Origin of the sequence: Streptomyces sp. NPDC001787 (genome assembly GCF_040297465.1) — a bacterium.
In the GTDB taxonomy this organism is placed as follows: Bacteria; Actinomycetota; Actinomycetes; order Streptomycetales; family Streptomycetaceae; genus Streptomyces.
Window position 1 is genome coordinate 39,574 of the sequence record NZ_JBEOZE010000033.1, and the last position, 16,391, is coordinate 55,964.

The following is a 16,391-nucleotide window of genomic DNA, read 5'->3' on the forward strand; positions in this document are numbered from 1 at the left end:
GGCGTCAGAGGGCCGCCCGCGCCGGTTCTTCCGGGCCTGGAGGGTACGCGTACGTCATGGACTGGCTGAAGAAACTCCCCGTCGTCGGGCCGCTCGTGTCCCGGCTGATGGAGACGCACGCCTGGCGCTCCTACGAGACGCTGGACCGGGTCCACTGGGCCAGGCTGGCCGCCGCCATCACCTTCATCAGCTTCCTGGCGCTCTTCCCGCTGATCGCGGTCGGCGCGGCGATCGGTGCCGCGCTGCTCTCCGACAAGCAGCTGGACAAGATCGAGGACTGGCTCGCCGATCAGGTGCCGGGCATCTCCGACCAGCTCGGCATCGACAATCTGGTGGCCCACGCGGGCACGGTCGGTGTGGTGGCCGGTGCGCTGCTGCTGTTCACCGGTATCGGCTGGGTCGGCTCGCTGCGGGACTGTCTGCGCGCGGTCTGGGAGATGGACGGCGTCGAGGAGGGCAACCCGGTCGTCCGCAAGCTCAAGGACGCCGGGCTGCTGCTGGGCCTGGGCGGCGCGGCGCTCGCGACGCTGGCGGTCTCCGCGGCCGGTTCGACGGCCGTCGGCCGGACCGCCGATCTGCTGGGCCTCACCGAGCACGGTGCGGGTGGTGTGCTGTTGCAGGTGGCCGCACTGGTGGTGGCCGTTCTCGCCGACTTCCTGCTGCTGCTCTATCTGCTGACGCTGCTGCCCGGGGTGGAGCCGCCGAGGCGCCGGCTGCTGGTCGCCGGGCTGCTCGGCGCGGTCGGCTTCGAACTGCTCAAGCTGCTGCTCGGCAGCTATATGAAGGGCGTCGCCTCCAAGAGCATGTACGGCGCCTTCGGCGTGCCCGTCGCCCTGCTCCTGTGGATCAACTTCACCGCGAAGCTGCTGCTGTTCTGCGCCGCCTGGACGGCGACGCGGAGCAAGGGCGAGATCGCGGCGGAGACAGAGACAGCAGAGGCAGAGACAGAGGCAGAGGGAGAGAAGGAGGCAGAGGGAGAGAAGGAGGCAGAGGGAGAGAAGGAGCGGGCGGAGGGCGACGGGACCCGGGGGGCGGTCAGCGACGGGGAAGGCGGCGGACCAGGTCGGGCAGCGGCCAGCGCCGGTTGACCAGGAACACCCCGGCCGCCAGCACGACGAGCACTCCGCCGATGATCGCCAGCGCGATCCCGACCCCGCTGGAGCCCTCGGAGGCGACCGCGGTCTTCTTCTTCGCGGACGTCTCCCCGTCCTGCCCGGACTTGTTCGCCCCGGCGGCCGGCTCGGCGCCCTTGCCGGTCCCGGTCTCCGCGGACTTCGGCGGCACCAGCTCGCCGACCGGCGTCACCTTGCCGCTCGCGCTGAAGCCCCAGTCGAGCAGGCTCGCGGCCTCCTTGTACACGGCGTGGCTCTCGTCGGAGGACGGGTTCATGACGGTGACCAGCAGCACCCGGCCGTCGCGCTCGGCGACACCGGTGAAGGTGTTGCCCGCGTGGGTGGTGTAGCCGTTCTTGACCCCCGCGATGCCCTTGTAGGGCTCCACACCGATGTCCCCGGTGATCAGCCGGTTGGTGTTCTGGATCTCGAAGCTCTCGCGCTTCTTGCCCTTCTTCTCCTCGCCGGGGAAGTCGGCCGAGGCCGTCGCGCAGTACTCGCGGAAGTCCTTCTTCTGCAGCCCGCTGCGGGCGAACAGGGTGAGGTCGTACGCGCTGGAGACCTGGTTCGGCGCGTCGTACCCGTCCGGCGAGACCACCGTCGTATCGAGGGCCTGCAACTCCTCGGCGTGGCTCTGCATCGCCTCGACCGTCTTGGGCACGCCGCCGAACATCGAGGCCAGCACGTGCACCGCGTCGTTGCCGGAGCGCAGGAACACCCCGAGCCACAGGTCGTGGACCGTATAGGTGTGGTCCTCCTTGACGCCCACCAGGCTGCTGCCCGCGCCGACACCGGCGAGCTCGGCGTCCGTCACCTTGTGGGTGAGGCTCTTGGGCTGGAGCGCCGGCAGGACCGTGTCCGCGAAGAGCATCTTCAGGGTGGAGGCCGGCGGCAGCCGCCAGTGGGAGTTGTGCGCCGCCAGCACCTGGCCGTTCTCCGCGTCCGCGACGATCCACGACCGGCCCGTGAGGTCCTTGGGCAGGACCGGGGCGCCGGGCCCCAGATTGACCTGGGTCCCGACCTTGGCGAGCTGCTCACCGCCGACGTTCGACATGGGGTGCGTCGGCTTCGGCTGCTTGTCGTCGGTCTTGTCCTTGTCGGCCGCAGAGGCGGGACTGAGGACAAAACCGGACAGCAACGCGGCGGAGAGGACCGTCAACACGGTCTTTTTCAGAGCATGCACGGTCGGAAACGTACAGGGCGAAGATGTGCTTGGGGACCCGGACCGCCGGACCCGCCGCAGGTAACGCCAGGACAGCCCACCCCGCACCCCGCCGTACCCCCCACCCCGGGCGATCCGGCCGGAGGCGGGCGGTGATACTGAATCCATGAAGCTCAGCCGCCCCGTCTCCTGGTTCCTGCTCGCGTTCGGGGTGTGGAGCTGGTTCATCTGGATCACTTTCGTCAAGAACCTGTGGAAGGACGGCAGCGGGCTCGCGTTCGACGACGCGGGCGACCCGACCGCCTACTTCTGGGTGCACCTGCTGCTCGCCATCACGTCCTTTCTTCTGGGGACGGCGGTCGGGGTGATCGGGTTCCGTGGTGTCAGGGCTTTGCGCCGTGAGCGCACCTGATCCTCGTGGTACGAACCGGCAGGGGGAGCGGTCCGGCGGCCGGTCCGAGCACAGGCAAACGGGGGTGCGCACATGGCAGTGGTCTTCGTCCTGGTGGCGGTCGGGGTGCTGGCGCTGCTCGCCGCCGTGCACCGCTACGTATGGCGGCGTCTGGTCGGTGACACGACGGCGCCGGGCAGCGCGATGCGCCGGGCGGGCACGGCCGCCGCGTTCGTCCTGCCCCTCCTGAGCGTCGGCGCCCTCGTCTCCGGCCGCGCAGGATTCCCCTTCCGGCTCCAGCAGGTGCTCGCCTGGCCGGGCTATCTGTGGCTGGCCGCACTCCTGTATCTGACGCTGGCCCTGCTCGTCGGCGAGGTCGTACGCCCGCTCCTGCGCCGGGTGCTCGCCCGCCGGGACACCCCGGCGGAGGCGGGCGCCCACCCGCGTGACGAGGCGATGGCCCTGTCCGGAGCACCTGCCGATCCCACCACGCCCTCCGCCGGCTCTTCGTCCACGCCGGACGCGCGGGACGCGAAGGGCGCCGCGCCCGCGCCCGACGCCAAGGCGGCGGATGCGGCGGACACGGCGGACACGCCCGCGCCCGGAGCGCCCCCGGCCGCGGCGGCCGGGCCCTCGCGGCGGCTGTTCGTCGCCAGGGCTGTCGGTGGTGCCGCCGCCGTAGCCGGGCTCGGCACCGTCGGGTACGGCACCCACGGGGTGCTGCGCGGCCCCCGTACGAAGCGGATCACCGTTCCCCTCACTCGACTGCCCCGCTCGGCGCACGGGTTCCGGATCGCCGTCGTCAGCGATGTCCACCTCGGCCCCATCCTCGGCCGCGCCCACACCCGGCGCATCGTCGACGCGGTGAACGCGACCCGGCCCGATCTGATCGCCGTCGTCGGCGACCTCGTCGACGGGTCCGTCGCGGACCTGGGCACGGCCGCGGAGCCGCTGGCCGGGCTCGAAGCACGGCACGGCAGCTTCTTCGTCACCGGGAACCACGAGTACTTCTCCGGCGCGGCGGCATGGGTCGACCACGTACGGGAGCTGGGACTGCACCCGCTGGAGAACGCCCGTGTGGAGATCGACGGCTTCGACCTCGCCGGGGTCAACGACGTCGCCGGGGAGAGTGAGGGCCAGGGCCCCGACTTCGTACGGGCCCTCGGCGACCGGGACCGCTCCCGCGCCGCCGTCCTGCTGGCACATCAGCCCGTCGTGATCCACGACGCCGTCGAGCACGGGGTCGACCTCCAGCTCTCCGGCCACACCCACGGCGGACAGCTCTGGCCCGGCAGTCTCATCGCCGGACTGGCCAACCCCACCGTCGCCGGACTCGAACGCTACGGGGACACCCAGCTCTACGTCTCGCGCGGCGCGGGAGCCTGGGGGCCGCCCGTGCGGGTGGGGGCGCCGTCGGACATCACGGTGGTGGAGCTGGCCTCCCGGCAGGCCTGAGCGCCGCCCCGCGGACCGCCTTCCGCGGCGATCGCGATGCTCCCGGAATCCGGACCGAAGCGTCACCGTCTGCTACGAAAAAAGACCAAGTGGAAGGCGTAAACGCGCTTATCGGACGTGTCGTGTTTCAGGCGGCGAACAAATCGCTGTGAGTCCCCTATTTACTCTTCCAGTTGTGAAAATCGTGTGATTGGGTAAGCGCGAGCATGCGGCAATGTGCGTGTCTGAGCACATAGTCGAGGTGGGGCTGGTAAGGGAGAGCACGGCAATGCGGTCGATCCGGATACGGATTCTCGCGATTTTCGCGGTACTGATCATCGCGGGCGTCGGCGCCTGGCAACTACTTCCCTCGGACGGGAAGAAGACTGATCCGGTCACAGTGGGCACGACCGACGCCGTGACCTCGCTGGACCCCGCCGGTGCGTACGACGCCGGTTCCTGGGCGATCTACAGCAATCTCTACCAGTCGCTCATGACGTTCAGGGCCGGGGCGATCGTGCCCGAACCGGACGCCGCCGAGAGCTGCGGATTCATCGGGCAGAAGCTCCAGACGTACCAGTGCAAGCTGCGGAACGACCTCACCTTCTCCAACGGCCGCAAGATCACCGCCGCCGATGTCGAGTACTCCTTCGAGCGGATGCTCAGGATCAAGACCGACGTCGGCCCCTCGGTGCTGTTCCCGAGCCTGAAGAACGTCGTGACCGAAGGCCGCACCATCACCTTCAACCTGTCCTCGCGCGACGCGACCTTCCCGCAGAAGCTCGCCACCGGCGCGGGCTCGATCGTGGACTCCACCCAGTACCCGGAGGGCAAGCTCCGCAGCGGGAACAAGGTCGACGGTTCCGGACCGTACGTCCTCAAGTCCTACGAGCCGGGCGTCCGCGCCGAACTGGTGCCCAACCTCAAGTACCGGGGCGCGCTCAAGAAGACCGGCGAAGCGGTCGAGATCCGCTACTACAAGGGCTCCGAGGACCTTCTGACGGGCTGGAAGAGCGGTGACCTCGATGTCACGCACCGTCAGCTGCCGCCCGCCCGGCTCGCCGAGCTGAACCCGGGCGACCCGGACCTGCGCGTCACCGAGGCGGAGAGCGCCGAGATCCGCAACCTCGTCTTCAACGTCCGCGAGGGCTCCCCGTTCGCGGACAAGAAGGTCCGCCAGGCCGTCGCGGCGGTCATCGACCGCGGTCCGCTGGTGGGCGAGGTCTACCGGAGCACGGTCGAACCTCTCTACTCGCTGATCCCGCAGGGCTACATCGGCCACAGCACCCCGTTCTTCGACAAGTACCCCTCGCCCGACCCCGACCGCGCCAAGAAGCTGATGGAAGAAGCCGGCGTGGAGACTCCGCTGCGCATCAACTTCGCCTACAAGGCCGACGAGGCGTACACGGCGGAGACGGCCGAGCTGCGGCGCCAGCTGGAGAAGGACGGACTGTTCAAGGTCTCGGTGAAGGCCGTGAAGTGGACGGACTTCCAGAAGGGCTACGCGGAGGGCGCGTACGACGCGTACACCGTCGGCTGGCTCCCCGACTACCCGGACCCCGACACCTTCAGCCAGCCGCTCGTCGGCCGCGACAACAGCCTCCACAACGGCTACGAGAGCAAGCAGATGGACGAGCTGATCACGGCCACGCTCCAGTACAGCGACCGCGGCAGGACCTCGGCCGACTTCAAGAAGCTCCAGCAGCTGGTCGGCGAGGACGTTCCGCTGGTCCCGCTGTGGCAGAAGAAGGACTACGTCGTCGCCAAGACGGACATCTCCGGATCGCAGTACCTCTCCAACGGCACCGGCATCTGGCGCCTGTGGGAGCTCGGCCGGATCTGACGCCGCCGGACCTCCTCACCCCGACGTCCCGCCACGCCCACCCGGGCGTACGGCGGGACTTCGCGGTTCCCGCGCGAGCCCTCAGCCCCGTGCCATCAGGCCCTCTTGCGGGCGGTGGCCGTCTCGGCCATCCCCGGCAGGAAGTCGGTGAACAGCTCGTGCACCTCGTGGACGAGCGGACGCAGCACGCGGAAACGGGCGAGCGCCACGCCCCGGGTGGTGAGCCGGGCGCCGCGCCCCGCGAGCCGGCGGCTGCGCTCGCGCTCCGGCGAACGGTCGAACACCCAGTACAGGACGAGTCCCATCTGGGAGAGCCACATCAGCTCGGGCAGGATGTCCACGAGCTCCGCGGGGATCTTGGCCTTGGAGCCCGCCAGTACCTCACGGTGGATGGCGATGGACGCCTCGCGGGCGGGCTCCGACTCGACGGAGAAGGGGCTGAGCGGGCTCTCCGGGTCGGCGGCGTTCTTGAAGAACTGGGCCGCGAACTCGTGGTACGGCGCGGCGATGTCCAGCCAGCACGTCAGGACCCCGGCCAGCCGGGTCTCCAGATCCGTCTCCTTGTCCAGGACCTCCCGGACCGCCGCGGCGTGTTCGGCGCCGATCCGGTCGTAGAAGCCCTGGACGAGGTGCTCCTTGCTGGCGAAGTAGTAGTAGGCGTTGCCGACGGAGACCCCGGCCTCCTGGGCGATGGCTCGCATGGTCGTCTTGTCGAAACCGCGCTCCTGGAAGAGCCGGAGCGCGGTTTCGAGGATGAGCGTGCGGGTCTGCTCGCTCTTGGGGGCCTTGGCCGGCTTGACATCCTTCACGCCCGGATCGCCCTTCACACCTTGCTCGTCCTGCTTGTCGCTCGCCACGGTCCCCAGGCTATCCGCCCGTTTCGGCACCCATGACCGGGACTTCGCAGGCCCCGCCGCCCCCGCCGCACGAGGGTGCGGTCACCGAGCGGTACTTCGCCGCGGCCAGTACGGTCGCACGGGCGAACGGGCGGCCCGCCGGGGTGGTCAGCCAGTGGGCCTTGGGCCGGTGCTCGGACAGTGCCCAGAGGCAGACGATCCAGGCGGCGGTCCCCTGGTAGATCTGCCCCCGGTCGCCGATCACCGTGATCTCGTCGAGCGTCTTCGCGTGGTCGAGGCCGGGGAAGCGCCGGCGCGCCTCCTCGGAGGCGGCCGGCACGAAGTCCAGCGGGATGAGCTGATGCTGCCTCATCAGCCAGTGCCGCACATGGACGCAGAGCGAGCACTGCGCGTCGTAGAGCACGGTGAGCCGTGCGACCGGGGTACGGGGTCCGGAGTGGGCCATCCGGTTCACCGTCCGGCGGCGGGGGCGGTCCACGGGCCCTGCGGGGTGGGACCGGCCCAGCCCTGCGGCGGCACCGGCGGGGTCTGCTCGCGCTCCATCATGCCGCGCCGCCGGATCTTGTTCAGTACGTAGACGTTTCCGAGGTGCATGCCGCCGAGCACCAGCAGCACCACGCCGACCTTGGTCGACAGGGCGTCGAAGAGCTCGCGGGCGTTGGCCACGCTGTCGGCGTTCTTCAGATAGAGGGTCACGAAGCCGAGGTTGACCAGGTAGAAGCCGACCACCAGCAGATGGTTCACGGCGTCGGCGAGCTTCTCGTTCCCGTGCAGCACATCCGCGAGGAACACCTTGCCGTTGCGGCTGAGGGTACGGGCCACCCAGACGGTGAGAGCGACGCTGATCAGCAGATAGATGACGTACGCGACAACTGTGAGGTCCATGCCCCGAGACTCCCTTGAACGTGTTCAAAAGCTCTTGTCATGGACTGTAGACCTGTTCTTGAACATGTTCAAGACGGGTTCGGGTGGCGCTGGGTGCGGGAGTGAGGGTGCGTCAAGAGAAGTGCCGGTCAACCGGCTCGGCCGCCGCGCACGAGGGCGCCACCGGCGCCGCGCGGGCATCGAGGTGCCTCGCGCGCGGGGGCGGTGCGTGGGGGCGCGGTGCCGGAAGGGGAGGGCGCCGGGCACAGAGGGGGCGCCGGGCGGGCCCTACCGTCAACGGGAGCGCGAGCCGGCCGGGGGCGGGAGCCGGCCGGGGGTGACAGCGGGCCGGGGGCGGGAGCCGGCGAGGGGAACGAGGCTCAGCCGGGGGCGGGACCGGGCTCCCGGGGGTGAGAGCCTGCCGGGACGAGGCCAAGCCAGGGGCGACAGCCGGCCGGGCCGAGGCTCAGCCGTGGGTGGGGGACGGCCGGCAGGGGGGACCGGGCAACCGGACGTGGGAGACGACGGCCGGGAGTGAGCCGGACGCCACAGCGGCCGGCCACCCGCGCGGTCTCAGGCGCTCATCGAGCGGGCCGTGTTGAGCTGGGCCATGACCATCGGGAAGGTCTCGGGGCCCATCGCCGGGATCATCGTCGAGTGGTGCCGGCCCCCGCTGGTGACCGTGACCTGGATGAAGCCGGTGGTCTTTTTCTCCTTCATCAGGAGGAAGAGCAGACCGATCAGGCACAGCAGGGCGAAGACGATCGCCAGCACGATCGCGACCGGCGGGATCTTCTCCTCCGTGCGCGACATGTCGGTCGCCGTCCACACGGCGCCCTTGAGGGGCATCGTCCCGGACGGGGTCACGATCGAGTCGTTCATGACGGTGATGTCGCCGAAGGACAGCATCGGCACCCCGCCGCCCGGCATGCCCTGCTGCGCGGGGAGGTTGTAGCCGGGCGCCGGCTGTCCGGGCCCCGGATACCCGTATCCCGGGCCCGGCTGGGTCGCCGAGTCCGGCAGCGGCTGCGGATAGCCGTACGCGGGAGCGGCGCCCGGCGCCGGGTAGCCGTAACCCTGCCCGTCCGCCACGGTGGGCGGGTGGCCCGGCTGCTGGGGCGGGCCCCACTTGTATGAGTCGTCCGCGTACGGATTGGGCTCGGTCACAAGATCCCCGTTCTCTTCGGTCTTCAGCTCCGCATGACCGTACCGCCCGTGCCCGCGGGGCGCAGCAAGAGGCCCCGCTTCCCACAGCAAGGCTGCGGGAAGCGGGGCCTCTTGACGTGCGCCCGGCGTACCGGAGGGTCAGAAACGGCGCGTGATCAGCGCGCGCTTCACTTCCTGGATGGCCTTGGTGACCTCGATGCCACGCGGGCAGGCGTCCGTGCAGTTGAACGTGGTGCGGCAACGCCACACACCGTCACGGTCGTTGAGGATCTCCAGCCGCTGCTCGCCGCCCTCGTCGCGCGAGTCGAAGATGAAGCGGTGCGCGTTGACGATCGCGGCCGGGCCGAAGTACTGCCCGTCGTTCCAGAACACGGGGCAGGACGACGTGCACGCCGCGCACAGGATGCACTTGGTGGTGTCGTCGAAGCGCTCGCGGTCCTCGGCGGACTGAAGACGCTCGCGGGTCGGCTCGTTCCCCTTGGTGATGAGGAAGGGCATGACATCGCGGAACGCCTGGAAGAACGGCTCCATGTCGACCACGAGGTCCTTGAGGACCGTGAGGCCCTTGATGGCCTCGACCGTGATCGGCTTCTCCGGGTTGATGTCCTTGATCAGCGTCTTGCAGGCGAGCCTGTTCTTGCCGTTGATCCGCATCGCGTCGGAGCCGCAGATGCCGTGCGCGCAGGAGCGCCGGAAGGTCAGCGTGCCGTCGACATCCCACTTGATCTTGTGAAGGGCGTCGAGCACACGCTCCTTCGGGTCGATCTCGATCTGGAAGTCCTGCCACTGCGCCTCGTCCGACACCTCGGGGTTGAAGCGGCGGATCCGGAAGGTGGCCGTGATGTACGGGGAGTCGGCGAAGCCCGCCTCGGGCTTGTCGGCCGGGCCGGTCTTTTCCAGTGTCGGGGTAGCCATCAGTACTTACGCTCCATCGGCTGGTAGCGGGTCGTCACGACGGGCTTGTAGTCGAGCCGGATCGACTCGGTGCCGTCGTCCGCGACCTCGCGGTACGCCATGGTGTGGCGCATGAAGTTGACGTCGTCGCGGTTCGGGTAGTCCTCGCGGTAGTGGCCGCCGCGGGATTCCTTGCGGGCCAGCGCGGAGGTCGCCATGACCTCGGCCAGGTCGAGCAGGTTGCCCAGCTCGATGGCCTCCAGCAGGTCGGTGTTGAACCGCTTGCCCTTGTCCTGGATGGACACGTTCAGATAGCGCTCGCGCAGCTCGGCGATCTTGTCGACCGCCGTCTTGATCGTCTGCTCGGTGCGGAACACCATCACGTTGGCGTCCATGCACTCCTGCAGCTCCAGGCGGAGCACGGACACCCGCTCGGTGCCGTTGGAGTTGCGCAGCCGCTCGACCTGGTCGACGACCTGCTGGGCCGGGTTCTCGGGAAGCTCGACGAAGTCGTTCTTCGCGGAGTACTCGGCGGCGGCGATGCCCGACCGGCGTCCGAAGACGTTGATGTCGAGCAGCGAGTTGGTGCCCAGGCGGTTGGCGCCGTGCACGGAGACACAGGCGACCTCGCCGGCGGCGTACAGGCCCGGGACGACGGTGGTGTTGTCGGCCAGCACCTCGCCCTCGACGTTGGTCGGGATGCCGCCCATGGCGTAGTGCGCGGTCGGCTGGATCGGGATCGGGTCCGTGTAGGGCTCGATGCCCAGGTACGTACGCGCGAACTCGGTGATGTCCGGGAGCTTCGCGTCCAGCTGCTCCGGCGGCAGGTGGGTGAGGTCCAGGTAGACGTGGTCGCCCGCCGGACCGCAGCCGCGGCCTTCGCGGATCTCCGTGTAGATGGAGCGGGACACGACGTCACGGGACGCGAGGTCCTTCATGACGGGCGCGTACTTCTCCATGAAGCGCTCGCCGTCCTTGTTGCGGAGGATGCCGCCCTCACCGCGGGCGCCCTCCGTCAGCAGGATGCCCATGCGCCAGATGCCCGTCGGGTGGAACTGGAAGAACTCCATGTCCTCCAGCGGCAGACCGCGGCGGTACGCGGCGGCCTGGCCGTCACCGGTGAGGGTGTGGGCGTTCGACGTCACCTTGAAGAACTTGCCGGTGCCGCCGGAGGCGAAGATGACGGACTTCGCCTGGAAGACGTGGATCTCGCCGGTGGCCAGCTCGTAGGCGACGACACCCGCGGACTTCTTGACCCCGTCCACGTCCTGGAGCAGCAGGTCCAGGACGTAGAACTCGTTGAAGAACTCCACACCCTCCTTGACGCAGTTCTGGTACAGCGTCTGGAGGATCATGTGGCCGGTGCGGTCCGAGGCGTAGCAGGACCGGCGGACGGGGGCCTCGCCGTGGTTGCGGCTGTGACCGCCGAAGCGGCGCTGGTCGATCCGGCCCTCGGGCGTGCGGTTGAACGGCAGGCCCATCTTCTCCAGGTCGAGGACCGAGTCGATGGCCTCCTTCGCCAGGATCTCGGCGGCGTCCTGGTCGACCAGGTAGTCGCCGCCCTTGATCGTGTCGAAGGTGTGCCACTCCCAGTTGTCCTCCTCCACGTTGGCGAGCGCGGCGGCCATGCCGCCCTGCGCCGCGCCCGTGTGGGAGCGGGTCGGGTAGAGCTTCGTCAGCACGGCGGTACGGCTGCGCTTGGTCGACTCGATGGCCGCGCGCATGCCGGCGCCGCCGGCGCCGACGATGACGGTGTCGTACTTGTGGATCTGCATGGTTTTCCTCTGGTCCCTCTGTCCCGGCGCCTAGCGGATGTTCGGGTCGAAGGTGAAGATCACCAGCGTGCCCAGCAGGACGGTGAACACCGTGGCGGTGTACAGCAGCATCTTCAGCCAGAAGCGGGTGTTGTCCCGTTCGGCGTAGTCGTTGATGACCGTACGGAGGCCGTTGGCGCCGTGGAGCATGGCGAGCCACAGCATCGTGAGGTCCCAGACCTGCCAGAACGGCGAGGCCCAGCGGCCCGCCACGAAGGCGAATCCGATCTTGGAGACACCGCCGTCGAGCACCAGCTGGATCAGCAGGTGGCCGATGACCAGGACGACCAGGACGATGCCCGACAGGCGCATGAAGAGCCAGGCGTACATCTCGAAATTGGTGCGCGAGCCCTTGGGCGTCTTGCCCGTCCGCTTGCGCGGGGGCTCGATCACGGGGGCCGGGTGGTCGACGTCGTAGAGGCTCACGCCTTCGACGTCCCCGATCGCGGAAGAGGTCTCGGTGGACATGGGCCTCAGCTCCCGAAGATGTCGCGTACGGCGTGGCCGAGGACGGGGTACAGGGCCCCGACCATCAGCACGATCCAGATGCCCAGAACGGTCCAGAGCATCTGCTTCTGGAAGCGCGGGCCCTTGGCCCAGAAGTCCACGGCGACGATACGGAGACCGTTCAGCGCATGAAAGAGAATGGCGGCCACGAGGCCGTATTCGAGCAGCGCGACAGGCCATGTCTTGTACGTGGCCACGACCTCGTCGTAGGCCTCGGGGGAGACGCGGACGAGAGCGGTGTCCAGGACGTGTACGAACAGGAAGAAGAAAATGAGGACACCGGTGACTCGATGAGCCACCCAGGACCACATGCCTTCCCGGCCGCGGTACAGCGTTCCAGCCGGCACGGAAGAACCCTCCGGGAGCGGGGATTGGGGTCGGCCGGCTTGACTGTCGGTCTGACCCGGCCGGGTACGGTCCACCGGCCCCGGCCATCGTAGCGACGCTTTGTCGGTTCGCTCGCGCCGGGGCCTCTGGTGTGATCAAAGTGGCAATCAAACAGGCACGGACGGGCTAGAGCGGGCGAAAGGTCCCTTATCCCGTATCGGGCCGCCGGGCACCGGCCCGAGCGGGGCTCCGGCACCGGTACGGGCCCGGAAGCGGCCGACGGGAGAGCCGCCGGAACGGACCCCTGCGGGTCGGCCCCTCAGCGCGGATCCTGGAGCGGGCCGCCGTCCGGGCCGGCGGCCGTCACCAGTTCGACGATGCGGACCCGGGCGAGTCGTCGCATCTCCTCCGCCGTGACGGCCCGCTCCTCGTCCCGGTCGTGGGCCAGCCGGGTCCGGAGGCCGGCCAGCACCTGGTCCACCTGCTGCGAGGGCCGGGTCGCGTCCAGGCAGATCACGAACACATGGCCGAAGCGGCTCTCGTACTCGGCGTGCGCGGCCCGGAGCGCGAGGTGGGCGGCGTACGGCGCGTCATGGCGCAGTCGGGGTGCGCTCTCCCCGGCGAGCGCCTCGGCGATGTCCGCGGGGGCCAGGTCGTACCCCGCCTCGTCGGAGGCGGCGAGCAGCGCGCCGAGATCCGGGAACGGGCGGTGGGCGGCCATCCGCCGGGCCCAGCGGACGCTGGCACAGCACTCCAGCAGGGCCGCTTCGGCGGCGGCGCGCGGCGCGGCGTTGAGCCGGGCGAGACCGGCCGGCCGGCCACCCGGCGCGGCCGGTGCGGGTACGGGTGCCCCGGCGCGTCCGCGGCACTGGACGGGTACGGCCGTCAGCCCCGCCGGCTGCGGTGATCGCTTCGGCAGGCCGGCGTGGGACTCGCTGGACCTGGACAGCGTGGACTCCTCGAATCAATGACTTCTGTGCCCCTGGATAGAGGGAGCTGAGAGCAACGAGGTTGCACGGAGTAGGAGTGAAAGGAGCGACGGATGTGTCGTCACGCTAGCGAGATCGGGCTACGGCCGTCCGGAAGACGCCGGAAAGATCACCCGGACGGGAGAGTTTCGGAACGTGTGATGGACGACGGGCCGCTGCCCGCCCGGCCGTCTTTCGATGCACTATGAGCGATGAGCGCATAGTTGAGAGAAATGCCCTCATTGTGACCGTCCCGTATCGGTCCGCTCCCGACGGGCCTGCCTGCCCCCCACCCCCGATCCGGAGGATTCTGACCGATGTCGCCCTCACGCGGTGCCCTCGTGGCCGGTGCGGCCGTCACGGCCGCCGCCGCCGTCGCTCTCACCGTCGCGGTCTGGCCGGACGGCTCCGGCTCCGGGCCCACCGGCGGCGCGGCATCGTCACGCGCCCCCTCCTCGCCCTCGGCCGCGCCGACGCCCACCCGCAGCTACCCGCTGTCCAGCGCACCCCGCACCATCCCCGCCGTACGCGAGCACACCCCCGCCCGGGGACCCGGCTGGCAGCCGGGACGCGACAGCACGGTCGTCGTCGCCAAGGGCGGCGAACGGCTGGCCGACGAGGCGCGGCTGCTCGCCGGGGAGCTGAAGATCCGCTACCGGGGCGTCGCGGCGGCCCGTGCCGGGGACGTCGAGCTGGCACTCGGCACGGCGGGGGGCGCCCCCGAGTCGTACACCCTCACCACCCGGGACCGGCGGGTCAGGATCAGCGGGCCCGACGAGGCCGGGGTCTTCTACGGGACCCGCACCCTGAAACAGTCGCTGCGCGCCGCCGGCACCATGCCGGAGGGCGTCGTGAAGGACACCCCCGACCGGCCGCAGCGCGGACTCAACCTCGACATCGCGCGCAAGCACTACACCGCGTCGTGGATCGAGGACCGGGTACGCGAGATGGCCGACCTCAAGCTCAACCAGCTCGGCCTGCACTTCTCCGACGACCAGGCCTTCCGGATCGAGTCCGAGTCCCACCCCGAGGTCGTCTCGCCCGAACATCTGACCCGGGCCGAGGTCCGCCGTATCGTCGGCCTCGCCACGAGCCTGCACATCGAGGTCGTCCCGGAGATCGACTCCCCGGGCCACCTGGGTGCCGTACTGCGCGCCCACCCGGACCTCCAGTTGCGCAACGCGCAGGGCACGGCGTCGACCGGGTCCCTCGACATCTCCGAGCCGGGTTCGGCGGAACTCATCGACGAACTGCTCGACGAGTACACCGAGCTGTTCCCCGGCGCCTACTGGCACCTGGGCGCGGACGAGTACCGCGCGCTGACGGTGCGCGACCCCGCGGCCTCGTACCCCCAGCTGCTCCGGGCCGCCCGGGAGAAGTACGGCGAACGGGCCACGATCGAGGACCTGGCCACCGGGTGGCTCAACGACCGCGCGGCGGTGGTCCAGGCCGAGGGCCGTACGGCCAAGGCGTGGAACGACGGCTTCTTCCGCGGCGGCACCGTTCACGCACGGAAGGACATCGAGGTCGAGTACTGGACGGGCAAGGAGATCGGCGCCCGGCCGCCGCAGGAGTATCTGAGCGAGGGGCGCCGGGTGGTCAACCTCAACGACGAGTTCCTCTATTACGTACTCGGTCAGCCCAACGAGTTCGTCTATCCGACCGGCAAACGGATCTACGAGCAGTGGACCCCGCTCGTCCTGCGGGGCACCCAGCCGGTTCCCTCGCGCTACTCGAAGCAGATCCTGGGCGGCCGGTTCGCGGTCTGGGGCGACCTCCCGCAGGCGCAGACCGCGCAGCAGGTGGCCCAGGGGATCCGGATGCCGCTGAAGGCGACGGCCCAGAAGCTCTGGGTCCCGGGGAAGCCCGCGCTGACCTGGGCACAGTTCCAGCAGCTGGCCGGCCGGATCGACGCGACGGGCTGAGCGTCCGGGCCACCCTCGTCGTGGCGTCCGGCGTCCTGGGCAGCGTGGCCGCGGTGCTCGCCGTCGTCTTCGTGCGCAAGCTGACCCGGATGCAGGGCGAACGGGCCCCGCCCGGCACCGAGCCGATGTCCGCGTCGATGGCGAGGGGTGGCGCACACCTGGCCTGAGGTCCCCCGTACTGTGTCGCCGCAACTGACGATTTTCAGCCACCCGGCGCAGTACGCGGTACGACCGAGGGAGACGTCGAATGAGTCTGCTGGAACTGATCGCCGTTGCCGACGAAAGGGCGCTGGCCGCCGGCGCGCTCGCCTGCCTGGACCGCTGTCTGCCGCCGCTCGGCGGGGCCGCGGAACCGGAACCGCTGCGCCCGCTCTGGGCGAGCTGCGAGGACGGGCGGGAATGGGCCACCCGGCTCACGGCCGCCCGCACGGCGCCGACCGGCGAGGGCCTCGCCGACGGCCCGGCCGCACCACTGCGCGGGCTGCTCGCCGCCGCCCCCTCGGACTTCGCCGCGGCTCCGCTGCGGGAATGGGCCGACGCCTGCTCGCTCGCCGCCCTGGAGGTCCACCTGCGCCACGACGCGTACGGGGACCGGGAGGCGCTGCGGCGCTGCCGCACCGGCGAGGAGAACGGCATCGGCCCGCTCGTCGCCGGGGAGCTGCGCCGCCAGACGCAGATCCTGGAGATCCTCGCGGAGAGCGCCGGTACGCCGGGCAGCGGCGCCGGACTGCGACGGGCGCTCGACCTGTCGACGGAGGGCCGGCGGGTACTGCGCGCGGTGATGTCACGGCAGGCCCGGGGGCAGAGCTGAGGGACCGCCACCCGGGCGGCACCTGGGCCGTCACCGGGCGGCGGTACGGGAATCGCCGGGACGGAGGTCCGGCCGAGGGACGACGACCGGGGCCGCCACCCCCCACAGGAGAGGCCCCGGTCGTCTTCCACGGGGTCGCAGCACGACCCCGTACTCCTCTCAGCGCCGCGGCCGCGTTTTCTGTCACACCGCGCTGTGTCAGTGAACTGTTGCGGGTTGTACAAGCCATGGACGCGACACCCGCCGAGCACGTAGCGTGCTGAGTCGCGCAGAGTGGCGCAGCAGTGGTGACCAGCTGCGATTCAGGACATCAGG

General features: G+C 70.1%; 17 protein-coding genes. 7 read left to right on the top strand and 10 right to left on the bottom strand.

Annotation, left to right across the window (positions count from 1 at the left end; all coding sequences use genetic code 11):
- Positions 1–56 precede the first annotated feature (56 nt).
- Positions 57–1,088, top strand: a complete 1,032-nt coding sequence (locus ABT170_RS32880; protein ID WP_351873506.1) for a YihY/virulence factor BrkB family protein — start codon at positions 57–59, stop codon at positions 1,086–1,088.
- Here ABT170_RS32880 and ABT170_RS32885 read toward each other — a convergent pair.
- Complete coding sequence (locus tag ABT170_RS32885) at positions 1,036–2,295, bottom strand: D-alanyl-D-alanine carboxypeptidase family protein (RefSeq protein WP_329946450.1); 1,260 nt, start codon at positions 2,293–2,295, stop codon at positions 1,036–1,038. The genes ABT170_RS32880 and ABT170_RS32885 overlap by 53 nt on opposite strands.
- A gap of 145 nt (positions 2,296–2,440) precedes the next feature.
- Here ABT170_RS32885 and ABT170_RS32890 point away from each other — a divergent pair, with 145 nt between their 5' ends.
- From ABT170_RS32890 to ABT170_RS32900, 3 genes are all read left to right on the top strand, one after another.
- Positions 2,441–2,686 (top strand): SCO4848 family membrane protein, encoded by a 246-nt coding sequence (locus ABT170_RS32890; protein WP_351873509.1) that lies wholly within the window; start codon positions 2,441–2,443, stop codon positions 2,684–2,686.
- Between the two features lie 72 nt (positions 2,687–2,758).
- Positions 2,759–4,120, top strand: a complete 1,362-nt coding sequence (locus ABT170_RS32895) for a metallophosphoesterase (RefSeq protein WP_351873512.1) — start codon at positions 2,759–2,761, stop codon at positions 4,118–4,120.
- 268 nt (positions 4,121–4,388) lie between these two features.
- Positions 4,389–5,942 (top strand): ABC transporter substrate-binding protein, encoded by a 1,554-nt coding sequence (locus ABT170_RS32900; RefSeq protein WP_351873580.1) that lies wholly within the window; start codon positions 4,389–4,391, stop codon positions 5,940–5,942.
- Between the two features lie 95 nt (positions 5,943–6,037).
- Here the strand turns inward: ABT170_RS32900 and ABT170_RS32905 are convergent, their stop codons facing one another.
- The 9 genes from ABT170_RS32905 to ABT170_RS32945 all read right to left on the bottom strand — a co-directional run bounded on the left by ABT170_RS32905 (position 6,038) and on the right by ABT170_RS32945 (position 13,261).
- Positions 6,038–6,769 carry a TetR/AcrR family transcriptional regulator gene (locus ABT170_RS32905; RefSeq protein WP_329946572.1) on the bottom strand — a complete coding sequence of 244 codons (732 nt, stop codon included), beginning with the start codon at positions 6,767–6,769 and terminating at the stop codon, positions 6,038–6,040.
- Positions 6,770–6,809: 40 nt separating this feature from the next.
- Complete coding sequence (locus tag ABT170_RS32910) at positions 6,810–7,244, bottom strand: thiol-disulfide oxidoreductase DCC family protein (protein WP_351873515.1); 435 nt, start codon at positions 7,242–7,244, stop codon at positions 6,810–6,812.
- 5 nt (positions 7,245–7,249) lie between these two features.
- The gene (locus ABT170_RS32915; RefSeq protein WP_329946446.1) at positions 7,250–7,684 is read right to left on the bottom strand and encodes a hypothetical protein; all 435 of its coding nucleotides are present in this window, start codon (positions 7,682–7,684) and stop codon (positions 7,250–7,252) included.
- A gap of 552 nt (positions 7,685–8,236) precedes the next feature.
- On the bottom strand, positions 8,237–8,830 hold the full coding sequence (locus ABT170_RS32920) for a hypothetical protein (protein ID WP_329946445.1): 594 nt from the start codon (positions 8,828–8,830) through the stop codon (positions 8,237–8,239).
- Between the two features lie 138 nt (positions 8,831–8,968).
- The gene (locus ABT170_RS32925) at positions 8,969–9,745 is read right to left on the bottom strand and encodes a succinate dehydrogenase iron-sulfur subunit (protein WP_329946444.1); all 777 of its coding nucleotides are present in this window, start codon (positions 9,743–9,745) and stop codon (positions 8,969–8,971) included.
- Positions 9,745–11,499: a succinate dehydrogenase flavoprotein subunit gene (gene sdhA, locus ABT170_RS32930; RefSeq protein ID WP_329946443.1), complete on the bottom strand. Its 1,755-nt coding sequence runs from the start codon at positions 11,497–11,499 to the stop codon at positions 9,745–9,747. The genes ABT170_RS32925 and sdhA overlap by 1 nt, the downstream gene beginning before the upstream one ends.
- A gap of 30 nt (positions 11,500–11,529) precedes the next feature.
- Positions 11,530–12,006, bottom strand: a complete 477-nt coding sequence (locus ABT170_RS32935) for a succinate dehydrogenase hydrophobic membrane anchor subunit (protein ID WP_073718236.1) — start codon at positions 12,004–12,006, stop codon at positions 11,530–11,532.
- 5 nt (positions 12,007–12,011) lie between these two features.
- Entirely contained in the window at positions 12,012–12,392 is a 381-nt protein-coding gene (gene sdhC, locus ABT170_RS32940; protein WP_266923090.1) for a succinate dehydrogenase, cytochrome b556 subunit, read from the bottom strand.
- A gap of 299 nt (positions 12,393–12,691) precedes the next feature.
- Positions 12,692–13,261: a 2-oxo-4-hydroxy-4-carboxy-5-ureidoimidazoline decarboxylase gene (locus tag ABT170_RS32945; protein ID WP_443034390.1), complete on the bottom strand. Its 570-nt coding sequence runs from the start codon at positions 13,259–13,261 to the stop codon at positions 12,692–12,694.
- Positions 13,262–13,657: 396 nt separating this feature from the next.
- On the opposite strand from ABT170_RS32945, the gene ABT170_RS32950 reads away from it, so the two are divergent.
- From ABT170_RS32950 to ABT170_RS32960, 3 genes are all read left to right on the top strand, one after another.
- Positions 13,658–15,265 (top strand): beta-N-acetylhexosaminidase, encoded by a 1,608-nt coding sequence (locus ABT170_RS32950; RefSeq protein WP_351873522.1) that lies wholly within the window; start codon positions 13,658–13,660, stop codon positions 15,263–15,265.
- Between the two features lie 20 nt (positions 15,266–15,285).
- Positions 15,286–15,432 carry a hypothetical protein gene (locus tag ABT170_RS32955; protein ID WP_351873525.1) on the top strand — a complete coding sequence of 49 codons (147 nt, stop codon included), beginning with the start codon at positions 15,286–15,288 and terminating at the stop codon, positions 15,430–15,432.
- A gap of 80 nt (positions 15,433–15,512) precedes the next feature.
- Entirely contained in the window at positions 15,513–16,076 is a 564-nt protein-coding gene (locus tag ABT170_RS32960) for a hypothetical protein (RefSeq protein ID WP_351873528.1), read from the top strand.
- Positions 16,077–16,391: the final 315 nt, after the last annotated feature.